Below are 18,813 nucleotides of genomic sequence, written 5' to 3' on the forward strand. Positions count from 1 at the left end.
CCCTCTCCGTCAGTCCCGACCGCACCTGTGTGTGGTCCGGCGGTGTGCTGTTCGCGCAAAGGCTACCGGCCGATCGTCTGTGATCGGTTCGCGGCCACAGGCTGATACAGGACCGGTACCGTACGCTCCGACCCGGCCGGAACCGGTGACGTGGGTCACGGAGTTCCGGCGGGCCGTCATCCCTGGCTCTTCAGTACGGCTTCCATGACGGCCTTCGCGACCGGGGCCGCGAGGCCGCCGCCGCTGATGTCCTCGCGGTCCGCCTCGCTGTCCTCGATGACGACGGCGACGGCGACCGGGGAGCTGCCGTCCTTGCCCTCGGCGTAGGAGATGAACCAGGCGTAGGGGCGCTTCTTGTTGCCCTCGCCGTGCTGGGCGGTGCCGGTCTTGCCGCCGACCTTGACGTCCTTGATCTTGGCCTTGGTCCCGGTGCCGTTGTCGACGACGTTGACCATCATCTCCTGGACCTTCTGCGCGTTGGCCGGGGAGAGGGGACGGCTCATCTCCTGCGGCGAGTGCTTCTCGATGACGTCGAGGTTCGGCGCGGCGACGTGGTCGACCATGTACGGCTTCATCAGCTTGCCGTCGTTGGCGATCGCGGCGGTGACCATGGCCATCTGCAGCGGCGTGGCAGCGGTGTTGAACTGGCCGATGGAGCTCTGGGCGTTGCCGTCCCTGCCCATCTTCTTGTCGTAGACGCTGGCGAAGGCGCGGACCGGGATGTCGATCTTGTCGTTGTTGAAGCCGAACTTCTCGGAGGTCTCCACCATCTTGTCGCGGGTGACCTTGTCGCCCAGGTTCGCGAAGACGGAGTTGCAGGAGATTTCGAGCGCCTTGTTGAGGCTGGCTTCCTTGCAGCCCTTGGCGTGGTTGATCATCTCGGTCTTGGTGCCGGGCAGGAAGTACGGATCCGGGGTGTCCGTCGGATCGTTGATCTCCTTGACCACGCCGTGCTCGAGGGCGGCCGCGGCGGTGACCACCTTGAAGGTGGAGCCCGGCGGGTAGGTCTCGCGCAGGGCGCGGTTGACGAGGTTCTTGTCCTCGCTGTCCTTCAGCTCGATCCAGGCCTTCTCGTCGTCCTTGGAGTTGCCGGCGAAGCGGCCGGGGTCGTACGAGGGGGTGGAGACGAGGGCCAGGACGGCGCCGGTGCGCGGGTCGATGGCGGCGGCCGCGCCCTTCTTGGTGCCGAGCGCCTCGAAGGCGGCCTTCTGCGCATCGGGGTTGAGCGTGGTGACGACGTTGCCGCCCTGCTTCTTCTCCCCGGTGAACATGCCGATGGTGCGGTCGAAGAACAGCCGGTCGTCGTTGCCGGTGAGGATGCCGTCCTCGAGGGATTCGAGCTGGGTGGAGCCGAAGGCCTGCGAGGCGTACCCGGTGACGGGGGCCCAGAGCTCGCCGGCGGTGTAGGTCCGCTTGAACTTGTAGTCGCTGCCGTTGGTGACCTTCGAGCCGGTGATGGGCTCGCCCGCGACGATGATGTTGCCGCGCTCGGTGGCGTACTGGGCGATCTGGACCCGGCGGTTCTCCTTGCGGGTGCTGAGTTCCTCGGCCTGGACGTACTGCAGCCAGTTGGTCCGGATCAGCAGGGCGAGGACGAGCAGCCCGCAGAACAGCGAGATGCGGCGCAGGGGCTTGTTCATGACGGGCGGACCACCTGGGTCATCTCGGAGTCGGGGGACGGGGCGGGGGCCGGGGCAGGTCGGCGTGCGGTGTCGCTGATCCGGATGAGCACGGCGATGAGGATCCAGTTCGCGAGGACGGAGGAGCCGCCGGACGCGAGGAAGGGCATCGTCATGCCGGTGAGGGGGATGAGGCCCATGACTCCGCCGGCGACGACGAAGATCTGGAGGGCGAAGGCGCCGGAGAGGCCGATGGCGAAGAGCTTGCCGAACGGGTCGCGGGCGGCGAGGGCGGTGCGGACGCCCCGCTCGATGATGAGCCCGTAGAGCAGCAGGAAGGCCATCACACCGGTGAGGCCGAGTTCCTCGCCGACGGTGGAGAAGATGAAGTCGGAGTTGGCGGCGAAGCCGATGAGGTCGGAGTTGCCCTGGCCCCATCCGGCGCCGAGGACGCCGCCGGAGCCGAAGCTCATGATCGACTGGCCGACCTGCTCGCAGGCGCCCGAGGTGGTGTAGCAGGCGAAGGGGTCCAGCCAGGCGGTGACACGGGCCTTGACGTGGCTGGCGAAGCTGGCGACGACCACGGCGCCGCCGACCGACATGAGCAGGCCGATGACGATCCAGCTGGTCCGCTCGGTGGCCACGTACAGCATGATCACGAACATGCCGAAGAAGAGCAGCGAGGTGCCGAGGTCGTTCTCGAAGACGAGGACGAGCAGGCTCATCGCCCAGATCATCAGGATCGGGCCGAGGTCGCGGCCGCGCGGCAGGTAGAGGCCCATGAAGCGGCGGCTGGCCAGGGCCAGGGCGTCACGTTTCACCATGAGGTAGCCGGCGAAGAAGATGGCGATGACGATCTTCGCGAACTCGCCGGGCTGGATGGAGAAGCCGCCGATGCTGATCCAGATCTTGGCGCCGAAGACGTCGGCGCCGAGGCCCGGGATCACGGGCAGGATCAGCAGGACCAGGGCTCCGGCCATCGAGATGTAGGTGAAGCGCTGCAGGACGCGGTGGTCCTTGAGGATGAGCAGGACCGCGGCGAACAGGGCGATGGCGAGCGCCGTGTACATCATCTGGCGGGGTGCGGAGGGGGTGAACGCACCGAAGGAGCGCTTGGCGAGGTTCTGCAGCCGCTCGGACTGGTCGAGCCGCCAGATCAGCACGAGGCCGAGCCCGTTGAGGAGGGTGGCCAGCGGCAGCAGCAGCGGGTCGGCGTACTTGGCGTACCGGCGTACGACGAGGTGCGCGACCCCGGCGAGGGCGCCGAGGCCCAGGCCGTAGAGGAGCATGCCGGGGGGCAGGCTGCCGTTGATCGCGAGGCCCACGTTGGCGTAGGCGAAGATCGGGATGACCACGGCGAAACCGAGCAGCATCAGCTCGGTGTTCCGCCGGCTCGGCAGCTCGATGGCGCCGATGGTGGTCGTGTTGGTGACAACGCTCATGGTGTGGCAGGCCCCCTGCGCCCGCGGGTGTCTACTGCTTTCCGCACAGGCTGACCACTTGCTGCTCCGCGGGAGTCAGAGTGGAGCCGGGTGTCTGGTTCTGCGCCTCGGCGTTGCGGCGCTCCTCGTCCTTCTTGCAGGCCGAGACCTGGACGCCGAGGTCGTCGAGCTTCTCGCGGGCGCCGTCGAGGCTGCCTTCGCTGATGGTGGCCTCGACCTGCTTGCGCTTGAAGGGCGGGAGGTACTTCAGTTCGATGTCGGGGCGGTCGGTCTCCACCTTGGAGAGCTCCAGCGGTCCGAGCTTCTGGCTGATGCCGCGGAAGAGCGCGACGTGCTCGCCCTTGACGCCCACGTAGAACTGGGTCTGGGTCCAGCGCCAGCCCGCGTAGAGGCCGCCGCCGACGACGCCGGCGACCAGGAGCAGGGTCAGGGTACGGGTGGCCCACTTGCGTCCTTTGCCGCGGCGCCTGCGGGGGTGGTCGTACGTGTCCTCGTACTCCGCGTCCCCGTCATAGGCCTCGGCTTCGCCGAAGCTGCCGTACGCGCCGCCGCCCTGGCCCTGGTCGGAGTTCCCGTAGCCGTTCGCCTCGCCGCTGCCGGGGGGCCCGAAGGCGCCGGCGGGCGGGGCGGCCTGGCGGCCGAGGCCGGAGGCGCGGCCTGCGGGGGTCTGCATGGCGTTGCCGCCGTCGAAGAGCTGGTGCTGGTTCTCGGCGACCGCGCCGACGACGACCGGGGTGTCGTTGACCTGGGCGGCGAGGGTGTCGCCGCTGTCGGTGTCGAGGACGTCGGCGACGATGCAGGTGATGTTGTCGGGTCCGCCGCCGCGCAGGGCGAGCTGGATGAGCGACTGCACGGTCTCGCGGGGCCCGTGGTAGTCGGCGAGGGTCTCTTCGAGGGTCTGGTGGGAGACCACGCCGGAGAGCCCGTCGGAGCAGATCAGGTACCGGTCGCCGGCGCGGACCTCGCGGATGGAGAGGTCGGGCTCGACGATGTCGCCGCTGCCCAGCGCGCGCATCAGCAGGGAGCGCTGCGGGTGGGTGGTGGCTTCCTCTTCGGTGATGCGGCCCTCGTCGACGAGGCGCTGCACCCAGGTGTGGTCCTGGGTGATCTGCGTGAGGACGCCGTCGCGGAGCAGGTAGGCGCGGGAGTCGCCGACGTGGACCAGGCCGAGGCGCTGACCGGTCCACAGGAGGGCGGTCAGGGTGGTGCCCATGCCCTCGAGCTGGGGGTCTTCCTCGACCATCACGCGCAGCTGGTCGTTGGCGCGCTGCACGGCCGTGGCGAGGGAGGTGAGGATGTCGGAGCCCGGGACGTCGTCGTCGAGCTGCACGAGCGTGGAGATCACCTCGGAGCTCGCGACCTCGCCGGCGGCCTGGCCTCCCATGCCGTCGGCGATCGCGAGGAGCCGGGGCCCGGCGTAGCCGGAGTCCTCGTTGCCCTCGCGGATCATGCCCTTGTGAGATCCGGCGGCGAACCGCAGGGACAGACTCATGCGCACCTCGCCGGTCGGCTCCGGGTACAACCGGTCTCGAGCCACACTGCCCACCCTCCGGTCGGGAGCGCGCGCGTGTCCGTGTCCTCGGTGGGACGGATCGCCGCCGCGTGCTCGCTCCGCTCGCTCATTCTCGTACTACTTCCGCAGCTCGATGACGGTCTTGCCGATGCGGATCGGGGCGCCCGGCGGAATGGGCGTCGGGGTGGTCAGGCGGGTCCGGTCGAGATACGTGCCGTTGGTGGACCCGAGATCCTCGACGATCCACTGGCCGTCACGGTCGGGGTAGATCCTGGCATGGCGGCTGGACGCGTAGTCGTCGTCCAGCACGATGGTGGAGTCGTGCGCGCGGCCCAGGGTGATCGTCTGGCCGGCGAGGGCCACCGTGGTTCCCGTGAGGGTGCCCTCGGAGACGACGAGCTTGGTGGGCGCACCGCGGCGCTGGCGCTGCTGCGGAGGCGCGGCCTGCCGGCCCGCCTGCTGCTGCGGCGCGGTGGCCGCGCCGCCACGGCGGGAGCCGCGCTGCGTGACTCTCGTTCCGAAGAGGTCGCTGCGGATGACCTGGACGGCCACGATGACGAACAGCCACAGAACGGCTAGGAAACCCAGCCGCATGACCGTCAGGGTCAGCTCTGACATTGCCCCCGCTTCACCCTTCGGCTTGCCGGTAAATGATGGTCGTGCTGCCCACGACGATCCGCGAGCCGTCGCGGAGCGTAGCGCGGGTGGTGTGCTGCCCGTCCACCACGATGCCGTTGGTGGACCCGAGATCCTGGATCGTCGAGGGCGTTCCGGTCCGGATCTCACAGTGCCGGCGCGATACGCCGGGGTCGTCGATCCGCACGTCGGCTTCGGTGCTTCGGCCGAGTACGAGCGTCGGGCGCGAGATCTGGTGGCGGGTGCCGTTGATCTCGATCCAGTGGCGCCGTGAGGCGCCGGAGGCCGGTACGGGTGCGGCGGGTCCCGCTCCGCCGGCCGGCCGCCGGGCGCCGGGTCCGCCGGGCGGCGGGGCGCTGGGCATGGGCGGGGCGGCGACCGGCGGGTAGCCGTAACCGCCCTGTGCCTGGCCCTGGCCCGCCGGACCGCCCTGCGGGCGGCCCTGGGCCGACTGCGGCTGGGAGGTGCTGGAGGCGAGGGTGCGGCTGCGGACCCGGTAGAGCCCGGTGTCCAGGTCGTCGGCCTTCTCCAGGTGGACCTTGATGGGGCCCATGAAGCTGTAGCGCTGCTGCTTGGCGTAGTCGCGGACGAGGCCCGCGAGCTCGTCGCCGAGCTGCCCGGAGTAGGGGCTGAGGCGCTCGTAGTCGCCGGTGCTGAGCTCGACGATGAAGTCGTTGGGCACGACCGTCCGCTCGCGGTTCCAGATGGTGGCGTTGTTGTCGCACTCCCGCTGGAGGGCTCCGGCGATCTCCACCGGCTGGACCTCGGACTTGAACACCTTGGCGAAGGTGCCGTTCACCAGACCTTCGAGTCGCTGCTCGAACCGCTTCAGAACTCCCATGGGGCACCTCCTCCGTCGTTGTCGCCCTGTACTGCTTACTGATCGTATCCACGCGTGGCGGATTCGGGTGGTTCCCCATCGGTCCTGTGAGGACGAGTGTTGGTCCTCACAGGGGATCGTAGGGGGGCCTCAGGGACAGTGTCCCGCACCGGGAGCGGAGTGCGGGAGGGGCAGTCCGCGGCGGGGTGCGGGGGTGCGGGGAAAGCGATGTGATTCCACCCCGTCCGACGTGCTAATGTTTCGACGTCGCCAGGGGAACGGCCCGAAAGGGAAGAACCACTGGGACGCTGCTCGGGCGAGTGGCGGAACGGCAGACGCGCTGGCTTCAGGTGCCAGTGTCCTTCGGGACGTGGGGGTTCAAATCCCCCCTCGCCCACATCGACGAAACGGTCGTCATCGCGAAAGCGGTGGCGGCCGTTTCGTGTTGTGCGCTTCCTCGCATCCCGGGTGATCAACTGGCGTGCCCGGTACGGGCGGTCCGCCCACCGGCGGCCAAGGAGTGATCCAGGACACGTTGTTCACGTCGGCCGTCCGACTTTCGTCGTGCGGGGCGCGACGAAAGAGGACGGCCGGTGGTGCACCGGGGTGTCTAGGGTCGGTCGGGTGGATGCCAAGGCGATGACGCGAGCGGGCTGGGACTGGCTGAAGGGGCCGGAGCCCTGGACCCGGCGGATGCTGGTGGGCGACCTCGCGATCGCCGCGATGCCGGCGCTGCTGGGCCTGGGCGTCGAGGAGCTCGACAACGGTTCCGGGTGGCGGATGACCGCGAGCGCCGGCGCCGTGGTGTTGCTCACCCTGCTGCGGCGCAGGCTGCCCGCGGCGACGCTGGTCGTCGGTTCGGCGGTGACCGTGTTCCTGCCGGGCTCGTTCCTGGTCACGGCCGTGCTGGGCTGGTCGGCGGGGCGGCGGATCGTCGGGGTGGGCCGGGCGGGGGCCGCCTTCACGCTGGCGTTCATCGCCGTGGTCGGCCTCGGCGTGCTGCACGAGTGGGAGCAGATGCGGCCCCTGCTGGTGATGGTGTTCTCCACCCTGATGTTCCTGGCGATGACCGTGATGCCCGGTCTGGCCAGCCGCTACTGGTCGCAGCGCCGCACGCTGCTGAGCGCGCTCCAGGAGCGCAACGGGCAGCTGATGCGCGAGCGGGCGATGGTCGCCGGGCAGGCGAGGCTGCGCGAGCGGCAGCGGATCGCCCAGGACATGCACGACAGCCTCGGCCACCAGCTGGCGCTGATCTCGGTGCACACCGGTGCGCTGGAGGTGGATCCGAAGCTCACCGACCGGCAGCGCGAGGCGGTGGGGGTGCTGCGGCAGGCCTCGGTGGCGGCGATGCACGAGCTGCGCGAGGTCGTCGGGATCCTGCGGGACGGGGTCGAGGCGCCCGTCCCGGTGGAGGAGGCGGCGCATCCGGCGGCGCGCGGGGTGGCCGGGATCGCCGGGGTGGTGGAGGCGGCGCGGGGCGCGGGGACCGACGTGCGGATGTCCGCCTCGGGCCGGCCGCGGCCGCTGGTCGCGGCCTGCGACCACGCGGCGTACAGGATCGTGCAGGAGGCCCTGACGAACGCGTACAAGCACGCGCCGGGGGCGCCGATCACGGTGGAACTGCGGTACGAGGACGACTCGCTGGTGGTGGAGATCGCCAACGGGCCTGCGGCCGGTCCGGGGGCCGGCGAGGTGGTGTCCGGCGGGCAGGGGCTGACGGGGCTGCGCGAGCGGGCGCGGCTGGTCGGCGGGATGGTGCACGCGGGCGCGACGGAGGACGGCGGCTTCCGCGTGGCGGGGGTGCTGCCGTACGGGGCGGAGCCCGCCGGGGCGGAGTCCGTGGCCGACGACTTCGGGCAGCAGGCCCAGGCGCGCGGGCTGAGCGGTGCGCCGCCGATGGACTGGAGCGTGGTCGACCGGGAGCTGGCCGTGTCGCGGCGCGGCCCGGTCGGCGGGCTGGCGCTGGGCTGCGGCATCGCCTTCGCGGCGGTGGTGCTGCTGGTGATCGTGCTCGGGGCGGGGATGCTGCTGGTGGTGGGCTCGCTGGGCGACTCGATGGTGGAGCGGGCCGATTACGACGCGGTGCGGGTGGGAGAGTCGGAGCAGGCCGTACGGGACCGGCTGCCGAGCGGCGACAATTTCCTGACGGCCGGTGCGGACCGCAAGGGACCGCCGCGGCCGGAGGGTTCGGACTGCCTGGCGCTGATGGCGACGGACCAGCCGGACTCCCTGGGGGTGGACCTGATCTACCGGTTCTGCTTCAAGGACGGAACGCTCGTGGACAAGCAGGCTTACGAGGTCAAGCAGTAGGAGCACGGGTGACAGCCGAAGTGATCCGCGTGGTGATCGCCGACGACGAGCCGCTGATCCGGGCGGGGATCAGGATGATCCTGACCTCGGCGCCGGACATCGAGGTCGTGGCGGAGGCGGCGAACGGCCGGGAGGCGGTGGACCTGGCCCGCGCGCACGCGCCGGACGTGGTGCTGCTGGACATTCAGATGCCCGTGATGGACGGGCTGACCGCGCTGGGTGAACTGGGGCGGGCCGCGCCGGAGGTGCGGGCGCTGATCCTGACCACCTTCGGGGAGAAGGAGAACGTGCTGCGGGCGCTGGGCGAGGGCGGTGCCGGGTTCCTGCTGAAGGACTCGGCGCCGGGCGAGCTGATCGGCGCCGTACGGGCGGCCGCGGCGGGCGACGCGTACCTCTCCCCGGCGGCGACCCGGCACGTCGTCGACCAGCTGGCGTCGGGGAAGGCCGTGGTGCGCGGCGAGCAGGCCCGGCGGCGGGTGGCGGAGCTGAGCGAACGCGAGCGCGGGGTGCTCGCGTTGCTCGGGGAGGGGCTGTCGAACGCGGACGCCGGGCGGCGGCTGCACATGAGCGAGGCGACCGTGAAGACGTACGTGAGCCGGATCCTCGCGAAGCTGGGCTGCGAGAACCGGGTCCAGGCCGCCTTGCTGGCCAGGGACGCCGGGCTGTAGATACGGTCAGGCCGTTCGAAGGCGATCAACGTACGGGCGGGGGCGGCGCACATGGCGGCGGTAGTGGGGCAGCGGATCCCGGAGGTGGCGGGGTTCGCGCCGCGGGTGGCGGACGGTTCGCCCAAGCAGGACGGCCGGGCGCTGCGGCAGCGGGTGCCGCGGGCGGCGCACGCCGCCTTCGAGGCGCCGTCCGGGCGGCCGGACGCGGTGCGGGCGGTGGAGGAGTCCAACGCCGGCCGGGTCGCCGAGCTGGCGCCGATACGCGTGGGGCGGATGGCGGCGAACCCCTTCGCGTTCCTGCGGGGTGCCGCCGGGCTGATGGCCCACGACCTGTCCGGCGGGCCGGTGACCGGGGTCGGGGCGCAGATCTGCGGTGACGCGCACGCGGCGAACTTCGGCCTGTACGGGGACGTCCGCAACCGGCTGGTCATCGACCTGAACGACTTCGACGAGACCGTCTTCGGCCCGTGGGAGTGGGACGTGAAGCGGCTGGCGACCTCGCTGGTGCTGGCCGGGCGGGTGTCGGGCGTCGGCGAGGACGCCGCGCGGGCGGCCGCGCTGGACGCGGTGGGCGCCTACCGGCGGACGATGCGGCTGCTGGCCCGGCTGTCCGCCAGTGACGCCTGGAACGCCATCGCCGACGAGGAGCTGGTCTCGCACACCGATGCCCGGGACCTGCTGGGGACCCTGGAGCGGGTGGCGGAGAAGGCCCGCAACAACACCTCCGCGCGGTTCGCCGCGAAGTCCACCGAGTCCGGGCCCGACGGCAGCAGGCGCTTCGTGGACGCGCTGCCGGTGCTGCGCCGGGTGGGGGACGGGGAGGCCGCTGCCGTGGCGGCCTCGCTGGGCCAGTACCTGCAGACCCTCCAGGCCGACCGGCTGCCGCTGATGGCCCGGTACGCTATCCACGACGTGGCCTTCCGCGTGGTGGGGACGGGGAGCGTCGGCACGCGGTCGTACGTGGTGCTGCTGCTGGACCACCGGGGCGAGCCGCTGGTGCTCCAGGTGAAGGAGGCGCGGCCCTCGGTGCTGCTGCCGCACCTGCCCGCGCTGGGCTTCGTCCCGCCGCCCGAGGAGCACGAGGGGCGCCGGGTGGTGGCCGGGCAGAAGCGGATGCAGGTGGTCTCGGACATCATGCTCGGCTGGACCACGGTGGAGGGGCGGCCGTTCCAGGTGCGCCAGTTCCGCAACCGCAAGGGCAGTGTGGATCCGGCGGCGCTGAGCGCCGACCAGCTCGACGACTACGGGCGGATGACCGGGGCCCTGCTGGCCCGGGCGCACGCGCACAGCGCCGACCCGCGGCTGCTGGCCGGGTACTGCGGGAAGAACGAGGAGCTCGACGAGGCGATGGCGGCCTTCGCCGTGGCCTACGCGGACCGGACCGAGGCCGACCACGCCGATCTGGTGGCGGCGGTGCGGGCCGGGCGGATCGCGGCGGAGTCCGGGGTCTGAGGGGTCCGGCCGGCGGAGGGGATCCCGGGGCCGCCCGTGCCGTGCGGCCCGCGCGGGATGCCGGTGGCCGGGGCGCGTGCGGGGGTGCCGGTGGCCGGGGCCCGTGCGGCCCGTGCGGGGGTGTCCGGGGCGGCGGGCCGTAGGCTGGCCGGGTGAGCGAGCAGACCGGACACACAGTTTCCGACGACGAACGCCCCGAGGCACGCCTCGAGCGGGCCGTGCGGGCCGCCGAGCAGGCGCTGATCGAGTTCGAGATCGCGGTGGAGACCTTCCGGGTCGAGGTGGAGAACTTCTCCCGCCTGCACCACCAGAAGCTCGGCCCGATGTACACGCGGCTCGACGAGCTCGAGGCGCTGATCGCCGAGGCGAAGGCGGCGCGCACCGGGGATCCGGAGGACGTCCGGCGGGCGCGGGAGGCGCGTGCGCTGGTCATGCCGATGCCCGGGGTGGACGAGCTGTTCCACGACTGGCTGGACTCGGACGGGATCTCCGACGACGCGGGCGCGATGCTCACCGAGCGGCCCGTGCGGCCGCCGGAGCGGGTGCGGCCCTCGGAGGAGGTACGCCGCCTCTACCGCGAGCTGGTCCGCCAGGCCCACCCGGACCTCGCGCAGGACGAGACCGAGCGGGCGCGCCGCGACGCCTTCATCGTGCGGGTCAACGCCGCGTACGGGCGGGGCGAGGAGCAGCTGCTGCGCGAGCTGGCCGAGGAGTGGGCGGCGGGTCCGGAGCCGGAGCGTGCGGAGCCGGAGGAGAGCGGGGAGCTGTACGCCCGGCTGGAGTGGCTGGCGCGCCGCAAGGAGCTGCTGTCGCTGGTGGCCAAGGAGCTGGAGGACAGCGCCATCGGGTCGATGCTGAGGATGGCGCCCGACGACCCGGACCGGCTGCTGGAGGAGATCGCGGAGCAGCTGTTGGCGCAGGTCTCCGAGCGCGAGGCGGAACTGGCCGAGGCGCTCGCCGAGGGCTGAGCCGGCGCCGGATCGTCGCCCTGCGGGGCGGGGGCGTCGGATAGGTTGGAATTCGGATCTGTGATGAGAGAAGGCGACGCATGAACTTCGGACCGCTTCCCTCGGTGGACGCCGCCGCGGTGCCCTCCGAAGGCTTTGTCCTGGACGTCCGCGAGGACGACGAATGGGCGGCCGGTCACGTCGAGGGTGCCCTGCACATCCCGATGAGCGATTTCGTGGCCCGCTTCGGCGAGCTGACCGAGTCCGTCGAGGACGGCCGCCGGGTGCACGTGATGTGCCGGGTCGGCGGGCGCTCCGCGCAGGTGACCCAGTACCTGGTGCGCCAGGGCATCGACGCCGTGAACATCGACGGCGGCATGCAGGCGTGGGACGGGGCCGGGCGCCCGATGGTGACCGACAACGGGAACCCGGCCTTCGTGCTGTAGCCCGTCCCCGTCAGGCCAGCGGATGGGCGGCCAGCAGGTCGCCCAGGGCCTCCTCGTGCGCGGCGGCCGGGCCGAGCTGGAGCTCCAGCTGCTTCGCCCACGCGTGGTACCGGTGCAGCGGGTAGTCGGTGTCGGCGCCGAAGCCGCCGTGCAGGTGCTGGGCGGTCTGCACGACCCGGCGTACGCCCTCGGAGGCCCAGATCTTTGCGACTGCGACGTCTCCGGTGCTCGGCAGCGGGCCGCCCGCGCCGCCGGTCGCGGCGTCCAGGCGCCAGGCGGCCTGCCAGAGGGTGACCTCCATGGCGCGCAGGTCGATGTAGCGGTCGGCGGCCTGGACGGCGACGGCCTGGAAGGTGGCCACCGGGAAGCCGAACTGTTCGCGCTTGCTCGTGTACTGGCTGGTCATGGTGAGGACGCCCTCGCCGAGGCCGAGGGCCAGGGCGCAGGTTCCGGTGGCCAGGACCTGGCGCAGCCGCTCCCAGGCCTCCGGGGCGTCGATGAGGTGCGCCGGGGCCACCCGTACGCCGTCCAGGGCGAGTTCGGCGAGCCGCTCCCCGTTGGTGGAGACCTGCTCGGCGAGGGCGAGGCCCTCGGCGGCGCGCGGGACGAGGGCGAGCACGGCTTCACCCTCGCCGGTGTGGGCCGGTACGGCGATCCAGTCGGCGCTGTGCGCCCAGGGGACGGCCGTCTGCGTGCCGTCCAGGATCCAGCCGTCGCCTTCGCGGCGGGCGGTGACGGCGAGTTCGGCCGGGTCGTGGCCGGAGCGCCCGTGGGCGGCGGCGGTCAGGACGATGCTGCCGCGTCCGGCGCCGGGCAGCAGGGCGGCGGCCAGTTCGGGGCTGCCGTGGGCCTGTACGGCCATGGCCGTGGCGCAGTGCTCCAGCAGCGGCACCCGGGCCAGTACCTTCGCGGCCTCGCGCAGCACCAGGCACAGGGCGATGGTGTCGAGGCCGGCCCCGCCGTGCTCCTCGGCGAGGACCAGGCTCAGCAGGTCGGATCCGGCGAGCCTGGCCCACAGCGGGCGGTCGAAGTCGTCGGCGACGGCCCCGGGGGTGAGCGCGGGGCTGGGCACCCCGTCGGGCGCGACGTCCGCGAAGACGGCCTTCGCCGCCTCGACGGCCGCCTGCTGCTCCTCGGTGAAGGTGAAGTCCACTGCCGGTCCTCCCGTTCTGGTCTGACGGTGCGTCAAGATAGAACAGGTTCTGGAAAATGGACAGGGCGGCCGGGGCTACCGGTCGAAGTCGATCTCCACTTCCTCCGTCACCGGGTGCGACTGGCAGGCCAGCACGAATCCGGCGTCGGTCTCTTCGGCCTCCAGGGCGAAGTTCCGGTCCATCCGGACCTCGCCCGCCACCACGAACGCCCGGCAGGTGCCGCACACTCCGCCCTTGCAGGCGTACGGGGCGTCCGCGCGGTTGCGGAGCACCGCGTCCAGCAGGGACTCCCCGTCGCGGACCGGCCAGGTGCCGGAACGGCCGTCGAGGCGTGCGGTGACCCGGCTGTCGGAGGGGGCCGGGGCCGCCGCGGCGCGGGCCGGCGCCGCGGTGTCCTCGACGTGGAAGATCTCCTCGTGCACCCGGGTCCGGGCGATGCCGAGCGCGCCCAGGGTCCGCTCCGCACCCTGCACCAGGCCGTACGGTCCGCACAGGAACCAGCCCGTCACCTCGGCCACCGGCAGCAGCGCGGGCAGCAGGGCCGCCAGCCGCTCCTCGTCGAGGCGACCGGAGGGCAGCCCGGCCTCCTGCTCCTCCCGCGAGAGGACCGTGACCAGCTGGAACCGTGCCGGATACCGGTCCTTGAGGTCGGCGACCTCCTCGAGGAACATCGTCGAGGCCGCCGTGCGGTCGCTGCGCACGAGGCAGAAGCGGGCGTCGGGGCGGGCGGCCAGCAGGCTCGCGGCGATCGAGAGCACCGGGGTGATCCCGCTGCCGCCGACGATCGCCGCGTAGTGCCCGGCGGCCGGGGCGGCGGCCGGGTCCAGCACGAACCGGCCGGCCGGGACCATCACGTCCAGCACGTCACCGGCGGCGATCTCCTTGTGCGCGAAGGTGGAGAACTCCCCGCCCTCCACCAGCCGCACGCCGACGCGCAGTTGCGCCGGGCCCGGGCCGTCGGGCGCCGGGGCCGGGGAGCAGATCGAGTAGGTGCGCCGGACCTCCTCGCCCTCGGGGGCCGTGCGGCGCAGGGTGAGGTGCTGGCCCGGGGCGTGCCGGTACTCCTCGCGCAGCTCCTGCGGGACCCGGAGGGTCAGCGCCACCGAGTCGTCGGTGAGCCGGTCGACCGCAGCCACCGTCAGCGGGTGGAACGCGCCGTGGCGGGGTGCGGCCATCTACAGCTCCTTGAAGTGGTCGAACGGTTCGCGGCAGGCGGTGCAGCGGCGCAGCGCCTTGCAGGCGGTGGAGGAGAACCGGCTGAGCAGCTCGGTGTCGGTGGACCCGCAGTTCGGGCAGCGGACCGACAGGGTCAGCGGGACCGGCCCGCCGGCCGCGTGCGGGCGCGGCGGGGCGATGCCGAACTCGGCCAGCTTGCGGCGGCCTTCGGCGCTGATGTCGTCGGTGGACCAGGCGGGGGCCAGCACGGTGGTCACCCGGACCTCGGGTATGCCGTGGCCGGTCAGGACCCGCTCGATGTCGGCGGACATGGCCTCGATGGCCGGGCAGCCGGTGTAGGTGGGGGTGAGGGTGACCTCGGCGCGGCCCTCCTCGTCCACCCGCACCCCGCGCACCACGCCGAGCTCGCCCAGGGTGAGCACGGGCAGCTCGGGATCGGGGACGGAGCCGGCCAGCTCGGCCAGTTCCGCCTCCAGGCGGGTCGTCCCGGCGTGGGCGGTCACCATGACGCCCCCGGGTGGCTGCGGTGCAGGTGCTGCATCTCGGCGAGCAGCCGGCCGAAGGGCTCGGTGTGCAGGCCCTGGCGTCCGGCTCCGGCCGCCCAGGCGCCGGTGCGCGGCCCCTCGGGCAGCGCGAGCCCGGCCCGCTCCAGGACGGCGGTGACCGCGGCCAGCCAACGCCCTTCCAGCGCGGCCCAGTCCAGGCCGCCGAGGCCGTCCACCGGCTGGAACATCTCGCCGGTGTACTTCCACAGGGCGTCCAGGCCGGCGCGCATGCGGGCCCGGCTCTCCTCGGTGCCGTCGCCGAGCCGCAGGGTCCACTGCTCGGCGTGGTCGCGGTGGTACGCGGTCTCCTTGACGGCCTTGGCCGCCAGCGGCGCGAACGGGCCGTCCCCGAGGGCCAGTTCCCCGTACAGCTCGTGCTGGTAGAAGGAGAAGAAGAGCTGGCGGGCGATGGTGTGGGCGAAGTCGCCGTTGGGCTGCTCGACCAGCTGGAGGTTGCGGAAGGCGCGCTCCTCGCGCAGGAAGGCAAGCTCGTCCTCGTCACCGGCCATGGTCAGCAGGAGGCGGGCCTGGCCGAGCAGGTCGAGGGCGATGTTGGCGAGCGCGACCTCCTCCTCCAGGACGGGGGCGTGGCCCGCCCATTCGCCGAGGCGGTGGGAGAGGATCAGGGCGTCGTCACCGAGGGCGAGGGCCGCCGCCGTGGTGGTGTCCGTGGTGTCAGCGGTGTGGGTGGTGTCGGTGGTGTCGGCGCCGGTCACAGGTGGCTCACTCCCTCCGGGATGTCGTAGAACGTCGGGTGCCGGTAGGGCTTGTCGGCGGACGGGGCGAAGAAGGGGTCGCGCTCGTCCGGCGAGGAGGCGGTGATCTCGGTGGAGGGGACCACCCAGATCGAGATGCCCTCACCGCGCCGGGTGTAGAGGTCGCGGGCGTTGCGCAGGGCCATCTCCGCGTCGGGGGCGTGCAGGCTTCCCGCGTGCGTGTGCGAGAGGCCGCGCCGCGATCGCACGAACACCTCCCACAGGGGCCAGTTCTGCGTCATACCCGTGCCTCCTCGTTCTTCGCGGCGTGTGCCGCCTGCTTCTCCGCATACGCCGCGGCCGCGTCGCGCACCCAGGCGCCGTCCTCGTGGGCCTTGCGCCGCTGGCTCAGGCGCTGTTCGTTGCACGGGCCGTTGCCCTTGAGCACGTTCCAGAACTCGGTCCAGTCGATGGCGCCGAAGTCGTGGTGCCCGCGCTCCTCGTTCCACTTCAGGTCCGGGTCGGGCAGCGTCAGGCCGAGGGACTCGGCCTGCGGGACGGCGATGTCCACGAACCGCTGGCGCAGCTCGTCGTTCGAGTGGCGCTTGATCCGCCAGGCCATCGACTGCGCCGAGTGCGCCGACTCGGCGTCCGGCGGGCCGAACATCATCAGCGAGGGCCACCACCAGCGGTCCACCGCGTCCTGCGCCATCGCGTGCTGGGCCTCGGTGCCCTTCGAGAGGGCCAGGAGCAGCTCGTACCCCTGGCGCTGGTGGAAGGACTCCTCCTTGCAGATCCGGACCATGGCGCGGGCGTAGGGCCCGTAGGAGCAGCGGCAGATCGGCACCTGGTTGGTGATCGCGGCGCCGTCCACCAGCCAGCCGATGGCGCCGACGTCCGCCCAGGTCAGGGTGGGGTAGTTGAAGATCGAGGAGTACTTCTGCCTGCCCGAGTGCAGCTTGTCGAGCAGCTCGTCGCGGCTGGTGCCCAGGGTCTCGGCGGCGCTGTACAGATACAGCCCGTGGCCGGCCTCGTCCTGCACCTTGGCCATCAGGATCGCCTTGCGGCGCAGCGAGGGCGCCCGGGTGATCCAGTTGGCCTCGGGCTGCATGCCGATGATCTCGGAGTGGGCGTGCTGGGCCATCTGGCGCACGAGCGAGGCGCGGTACTCCTCGGGCATCCAGTCGCGCGGCTCCACGCGCTCCTCCGCCGCGACCGCCGCGTCGAAGGCCGCCGCGAGCTGCGCCTCCAGGTCGGCGGTCATGCCTGCGCCGTCCGTCCCGTCCGTCCCCAGGGCCGTCTCCGGCCCCGTCTCCGGGGTCACTGCCACCATCCCGGTCCCCTGTCCGCGTTTGCCGGCCGTCCGTCCACTCGCCCGACCGACCGATCGTTCGGTTCATCCTCTTCAATGGTGGGTCGGCGGCCCGTAGGGTGTCAACCTCTGAGGTCAACCCTGTGGATGCCGGACGATCGGGGCGGGATGGATTCGAACGAGCGGGAGCCCGCCGCGGCAGCCGCCCCGCCCTCCCCCCGGGCGCCCGGAATCGCCGGTCTGTCCACCCCGTACCGGGTGCTCGTCGCGCTCGCCCTCGGGGCCGTGGGCGTGGCCGCCTGCACGCATCTCGCGCTGGTGTTCCTGCACGTCGCCCCGTCCAACACGGTCAGCAAGCAGCACGCGCGCACGGTCGACGCCTGGATCTATCCCGAGTTCGAACAGAACTGGAAGCTCTTCGCCCCCAACCCGCTCCAGCAGAACATCGCCGTGGAGGTGCGCGCGCAGGTGCGGACGGCCGCCGGCGAGCTGGTCACCACGGACTGGCGCAACCTGAGCGCCGAGGACGGCGAGGCCATCCGGCACAGCCTGCTGCCGAGCCACACCGAGCAGAACGAGCTCCGCCGGGCCTGGGACTTCTTCACCGGCTCCCACGACGAGGAGAACAAGCCGAACGGCGAGCGCGGCGAGCTGTCCGAGCAGTACCTGCTGCGGATCGCGGTGAACCGGGTCACCCCCGCCCACCCGGGCGGGAACATCCTGCGGGTCCAGCTGCGCTCGGCGACGACGGCCGTGGCCGCGCCGAAGTGGAGCGACGAGACCACCGACACCGAGACGTACTACCGGGAGCTGCCGTGGTGGACGGTGTGAGAACCCGCCTGGCGGACGCCCTGGCGAAGGTCACCGGCCAGGCCATGGGCCCGTACCAGAGCGCCGTGATCCGCATCGGCTTCGCCGGGACCTGGCTCTTCTTCCTGCTGCGCGAGTTCCCGCACCGCCACGAGCTGTACGGCCCGGACGGGCCGTGGAGCTTCGCGCTGGCGGAGCGGCTGATCGCCTCGAACGGGGCCTTCTCGGTCCTGATGTGGTCGGACTCGACGGTGTGGTTCGAGATCCTCTACGCGGTGGCCGTGCTGGCGAGCGTGGGGCTGCTGCTGGGCTGGCGGACGCGGGCCACGTCCGTGCTGTTCATGGTCGGGGTGCTCTCGCTGCAGAACCGCAGCGTGTTCATGGGCGACGGCGGGGACAACGTCATCCACCTGATGGCCGTCTACCTGGTGCTGACCCGGTGCGCGCAGGTGTGGTCCCTGGACGCGCGGCGGGCCCGGCTGCGGGGGACGGCCTCGGCGGGGGCCGCCGGGCCGGCGCTGTGGGCCGTACTGGGCGCGGTGCTGGCCTACGGGGCGGTGACCGGGCGGTTCAGCACCGGCTGGCTGGTGGCCTTCGCGGCGGTGTGGGTGGTCTGCGGGCTGTGGTGGCTGGTCGACCGGCACGACCCGGAGGGCGAGGGCCGCGCGACGCTGGACGTGCTGGCGAACCTGCTGCACAACGCCGGGATGCTGGTGATCATGGCGGAGGTGTGCCTGATCTACGCGACGGCGGGCTGGTACAAGATCCAGGGGTCGCGGTGGCAGGACGGGACGGCCCTGTACTACCCGCTGGGGCTGGACTACTTCACCCCGTGGCCGGGGCTGTCCGCGCTGCTGGCGAGCAGCGGGACGCTGGTGATGCTGCTGTCGTACGGGACGGTGGCGGTGCAGGTGGCGTTTCCGTTCACGGTGTTCAACCGGCGGATCAAGAACGCGCTGCTGGCCCTGATGATGCTGGAGCACGTGGGGATCGCGGTGCTGCTGGGGCTGCCGTTCTTCTCGCTGGCGATGATCGCCGCCGATGCGGTGTTCCTGCCGACGGGGTTCCTGGTGTGGCTCGGTGCGCGGGTCGCCTGGCGGCGCCGCCGGGCGGAGCCGGAGCCGGTGCCGGTGGTCGGGCCGCGGGGGCCTGCGCCTCAAACGCCGGCGGGGCTGAAGGGTGCGGGGGCCGGCGCCGCCGTCGAGTAGCCGTCGCGGATCGGGGCTCCGCGCGTCATGCCCCGGCGGGGCTGGGTGGGTGTCGGGGGG

18 protein-coding genes and 1 tRNA gene are annotated in these 18,813 nt (G+C 72.2%); 8 read left to right on the forward strand and 11 right to left on the reverse strand.

Annotated elements, in window-relative coordinates:
- Window positions 1-176 precede the first annotated feature (176 nt).
- The 5 genes from ACFWP3_RS00240 to ACFWP3_RS00260 all read right to left on the reverse strand — a co-directional run bounded on the left by ACFWP3_RS00240 (window position 177) and on the right by ACFWP3_RS00260 (window position 6,051).
- The gene (locus ACFWP3_RS00240; protein ID WP_384215149.1) at window positions 177-1,640 is read right to left on the reverse strand and encodes a peptidoglycan D,D-transpeptidase FtsI family protein; all 1,464 of its coding nucleotides are present in this window, start codon (window positions 1,638-1,640) and stop codon (window positions 177-179) included.
- Window positions 1,637-3,061 carry an FtsW/RodA/SpoVE family cell cycle protein gene (locus ACFWP3_RS00245; protein WP_384215150.1) on the reverse strand — a complete coding sequence of 475 codons (1,425 nt, stop codon included), beginning with the start codon at window positions 3,059-3,061 and terminating at the stop codon, window positions 1,637-1,639. The genes ACFWP3_RS00240 and ACFWP3_RS00245 overlap by 4 nt, the downstream gene beginning before the upstream one ends.
- 31 nt (window positions 3,062-3,092) lie before the next feature.
- A complete protein-coding gene (locus ACFWP3_RS00250; RefSeq protein ID WP_384215151.1) occupies window positions 3,093-4,553 on the reverse strand; it encodes a PP2C family protein-serine/threonine phosphatase in 1,461 nt (486 codons plus the stop codon).
- Between the two features lie 138 nt (window positions 4,554-4,691).
- Entirely contained in the window at window positions 4,692-5,192 is a 501-nt protein-coding gene (locus tag ACFWP3_RS00255; RefSeq protein ID WP_384215152.1) for an FHA domain-containing protein, read from the reverse strand.
- Window positions 5,193-5,202: 10 nt separating this feature from the next.
- A complete protein-coding gene (locus ACFWP3_RS00260) occupies window positions 5,203-6,051 on the reverse strand; it encodes an FhaA domain-containing protein (RefSeq protein WP_384215153.1) in 849 nt (282 codons plus the stop codon).
- A 293-nt stretch (window positions 6,052-6,344) separates the two neighbouring features.
- On the opposite strand from ACFWP3_RS00260, the gene ACFWP3_RS00265 reads away from it, so the two are divergent.
- The 6 genes from ACFWP3_RS00265 (at window position 6,345) to ACFWP3_RS00290 (ending at window position 11,853) form a co-directional block, all read left to right on the forward strand.
- Window positions 6,345-6,427 (forward strand) — tRNA-Leu (locus ACFWP3_RS00265).
- Window positions 6,428-6,669: 242 nt separating this feature from the next.
- On the forward strand, window positions 6,670-8,340 hold the full coding sequence (locus ACFWP3_RS00270; RefSeq protein WP_384215330.1) for a sensor histidine kinase: 1,671 nt from the start codon (window positions 6,670-6,672) through the stop codon (window positions 8,338-8,340).
- Between the two features lie 8 nt (window positions 8,341-8,348).
- The gene (locus ACFWP3_RS00275; protein ID WP_384215154.1) at window positions 8,349-9,008 is read left to right on the forward strand and encodes a response regulator; all 660 of its coding nucleotides are present in this window, start codon (window positions 8,349-8,351) and stop codon (window positions 9,006-9,008) included.
- A 51-nt stretch (window positions 9,009-9,059) separates the two neighbouring features.
- The gene (locus ACFWP3_RS00280; RefSeq protein ID WP_384215155.1) at window positions 9,060-10,460 is read left to right on the forward strand and encodes a DUF2252 domain-containing protein; all 1,401 of its coding nucleotides are present in this window, start codon (window positions 9,060-9,062) and stop codon (window positions 10,458-10,460) included.
- 152 nt (window positions 10,461-10,612) lie between these two features.
- Entirely contained in the window at window positions 10,613-11,428 is an 816-nt protein-coding gene (locus ACFWP3_RS00285) for a hypothetical protein (RefSeq protein WP_384215156.1), read from the forward strand.
- Window positions 11,429-11,508: 80 nt separating this feature from the next.
- A complete protein-coding gene (locus ACFWP3_RS00290; RefSeq protein WP_384215157.1) occupies window positions 11,509-11,853 on the forward strand; it encodes a rhodanese-like domain-containing protein in 345 nt (114 codons plus the stop codon).
- 10 nt (window positions 11,854-11,863) lie between these two features.
- Here the strand turns inward: ACFWP3_RS00290 and ACFWP3_RS00295 are convergent, their stop codons facing one another.
- The 6 genes from ACFWP3_RS00295 to paaA all read right to left on the reverse strand — a co-directional run bounded on the left by ACFWP3_RS00295 (window position 11,864) and on the right by paaA (window position 16,756).
- Window positions 11,864-13,006, reverse strand: a complete 1,143-nt coding sequence (locus ACFWP3_RS00295) for an acyl-CoA dehydrogenase family protein (protein ID WP_384215158.1) — start codon at window positions 13,004-13,006, stop codon at window positions 11,864-11,866.
- A gap of 75 nt (window positions 13,007-13,081) precedes the next feature.
- The gene (paaE, locus tag ACFWP3_RS00300; protein ID WP_384215159.1) at window positions 13,082-14,182 is read right to left on the reverse strand and encodes a 1,2-phenylacetyl-CoA epoxidase subunit PaaE; all 1,101 of its coding nucleotides are present in this window, start codon (window positions 14,180-14,182) and stop codon (window positions 13,082-13,084) included.
- Window positions 14,183-14,689, reverse strand: coding sequence for a 1,2-phenylacetyl-CoA epoxidase subunit PaaD (paaD, locus tag ACFWP3_RS00305; RefSeq protein WP_384215160.1), 507 nt, complete (start codon window positions 14,687-14,689; stop codon window positions 14,183-14,185).
- Entirely contained in the window at window positions 14,683-15,444 is a 762-nt protein-coding gene (paaC, locus tag ACFWP3_RS00310) for a 1,2-phenylacetyl-CoA epoxidase subunit PaaC (protein WP_384215161.1), read from the reverse strand. Before paaC ends, paaD begins: the two co-directional genes overlap by 7 nt.
- A complete protein-coding gene (paaB, locus tag ACFWP3_RS00315) occupies window positions 15,441-15,725 on the reverse strand; it encodes a 1,2-phenylacetyl-CoA epoxidase subunit PaaB (protein WP_030009045.1) in 285 nt (94 codons plus the stop codon). The genes paaC and paaB overlap by 4 nt, the downstream gene beginning before the upstream one ends.
- Complete coding sequence (gene paaA, locus ACFWP3_RS00320; RefSeq protein ID WP_384215162.1) at window positions 15,722-16,756, reverse strand: 1,2-phenylacetyl-CoA epoxidase subunit PaaA; 1,035 nt, start codon at window positions 16,754-16,756, stop codon at window positions 15,722-15,724. Before paaA ends, paaB begins: the two co-directional genes overlap by 4 nt.
- A gap of 147 nt (window positions 16,757-16,903) precedes the next feature.
- Between paaA and ACFWP3_RS00325 the strand changes: the two genes are divergently transcribed.
- On the forward strand, window positions 16,904-17,566 hold the full coding sequence (locus ACFWP3_RS00325; RefSeq protein WP_384215163.1) for a DUF5819 family protein: 663 nt from the start codon (window positions 16,904-16,906) through the stop codon (window positions 17,564-17,566).
- A gap of 44 nt (window positions 17,567-17,610) precedes the next feature.
- Window positions 17,611-18,753 carry an HTTM domain-containing protein gene (locus ACFWP3_RS00330; RefSeq protein ID WP_384215331.1) on the forward strand — a complete coding sequence of 381 codons (1,143 nt, stop codon included), beginning with the start codon at window positions 17,611-17,613 and terminating at the stop codon, window positions 18,751-18,753.
- Window positions 18,754-18,813 lie beyond the last annotated feature (60 nt).

Source organism: Streptomyces sp. NPDC058525, assembly GCF_042719495.1.
GTDB lineage: Bacteria > Actinomycetota > Actinomycetes > Streptomycetales > Streptomycetaceae > Streptomyces.

Coding starts and splice junctions, on each gene's coding strand:
- ACFWP3_RS00240 (WP_384215149.1), bottom strand. CDS start 1,640: ATGAACAAGCCCCTGCGCCGCATCTCGCTGTTCTGCGGGCTGCTCGTC.
- ACFWP3_RS00245 (WP_384215150.1), bottom strand. CDS start 3,061: ATGAGCGTTGTCACCAACACGACCACCATCGGCGCCATCGAGCTGCCG.
- ACFWP3_RS00250 (WP_384215151.1), bottom strand. CDS start 4,553: ATGAGTCTGTCCCTGCGGTTCGCCGCCGGATCTCACAAGGGCATGATC.
- ACFWP3_RS00255 (WP_384215152.1), bottom strand. CDS start 5,192: ATGTCAGAGCTGACCCTGACGGTCATGCGGCTGGGTTTCCTAGCCGTT.
- ACFWP3_RS00260 (WP_384215153.1), bottom strand. CDS start 6,051: ATGGGAGTTCTGAAGCGGTTCGAGCAGCGACTCGAAGGTCTGGTGAAC.
- ACFWP3_RS00270 (WP_384215330.1), top strand. CDS start 6,670: ATGACGCGAGCGGGCTGGGACTGGCTGAAGGGGCCGGAGCCCTGGACC.
- ACFWP3_RS00280 (WP_384215155.1), top strand. CDS start 9,060: ATGGCGGCGGTAGTGGGGCAGCGGATCCCGGAGGTGGCGGGGTTCGCG.
- ACFWP3_RS00290 (WP_384215157.1), top strand. CDS start 11,509: ATGAACTTCGGACCGCTTCCCTCGGTGGACGCCGCCGCGGTGCCCTCC.
- paaE (WP_384215159.1), bottom strand. CDS start 14,182: ATGGCCGCACCCCGCCACGGCGCGTTCCACCCGCTGACGGTGGCTGCG.
- paaD (WP_384215160.1), bottom strand. CDS start 14,689: ATGGTGACCGCCCACGCCGGGACGACCCGCCTGGAGGCGGAACTGGCC.
- paaB (WP_030009045.1), bottom strand. CDS start 15,725: ATGACGCAGAACTGGCCCCTGTGGGAGGTGTTCGTGCGATCGCGGCGC.
- paaA (WP_384215162.1), bottom strand. CDS start 16,756: ATGGTGGCAGTGACCCCGGAGACGGGGCCGGAGACGGCCCTGGGGACG.
- ACFWP3_RS00325 (WP_384215163.1), top strand. CDS start 16,904: ATGGATTCGAACGAGCGGGAGCCCGCCGCGGCAGCCGCCCCGCCCTCC.
- ACFWP3_RS00330 (WP_384215331.1), top strand. CDS start 17,611: ATGGGCCCGTACCAGAGCGCCGTGATCCGCATCGGCTTCGCCGGGACC.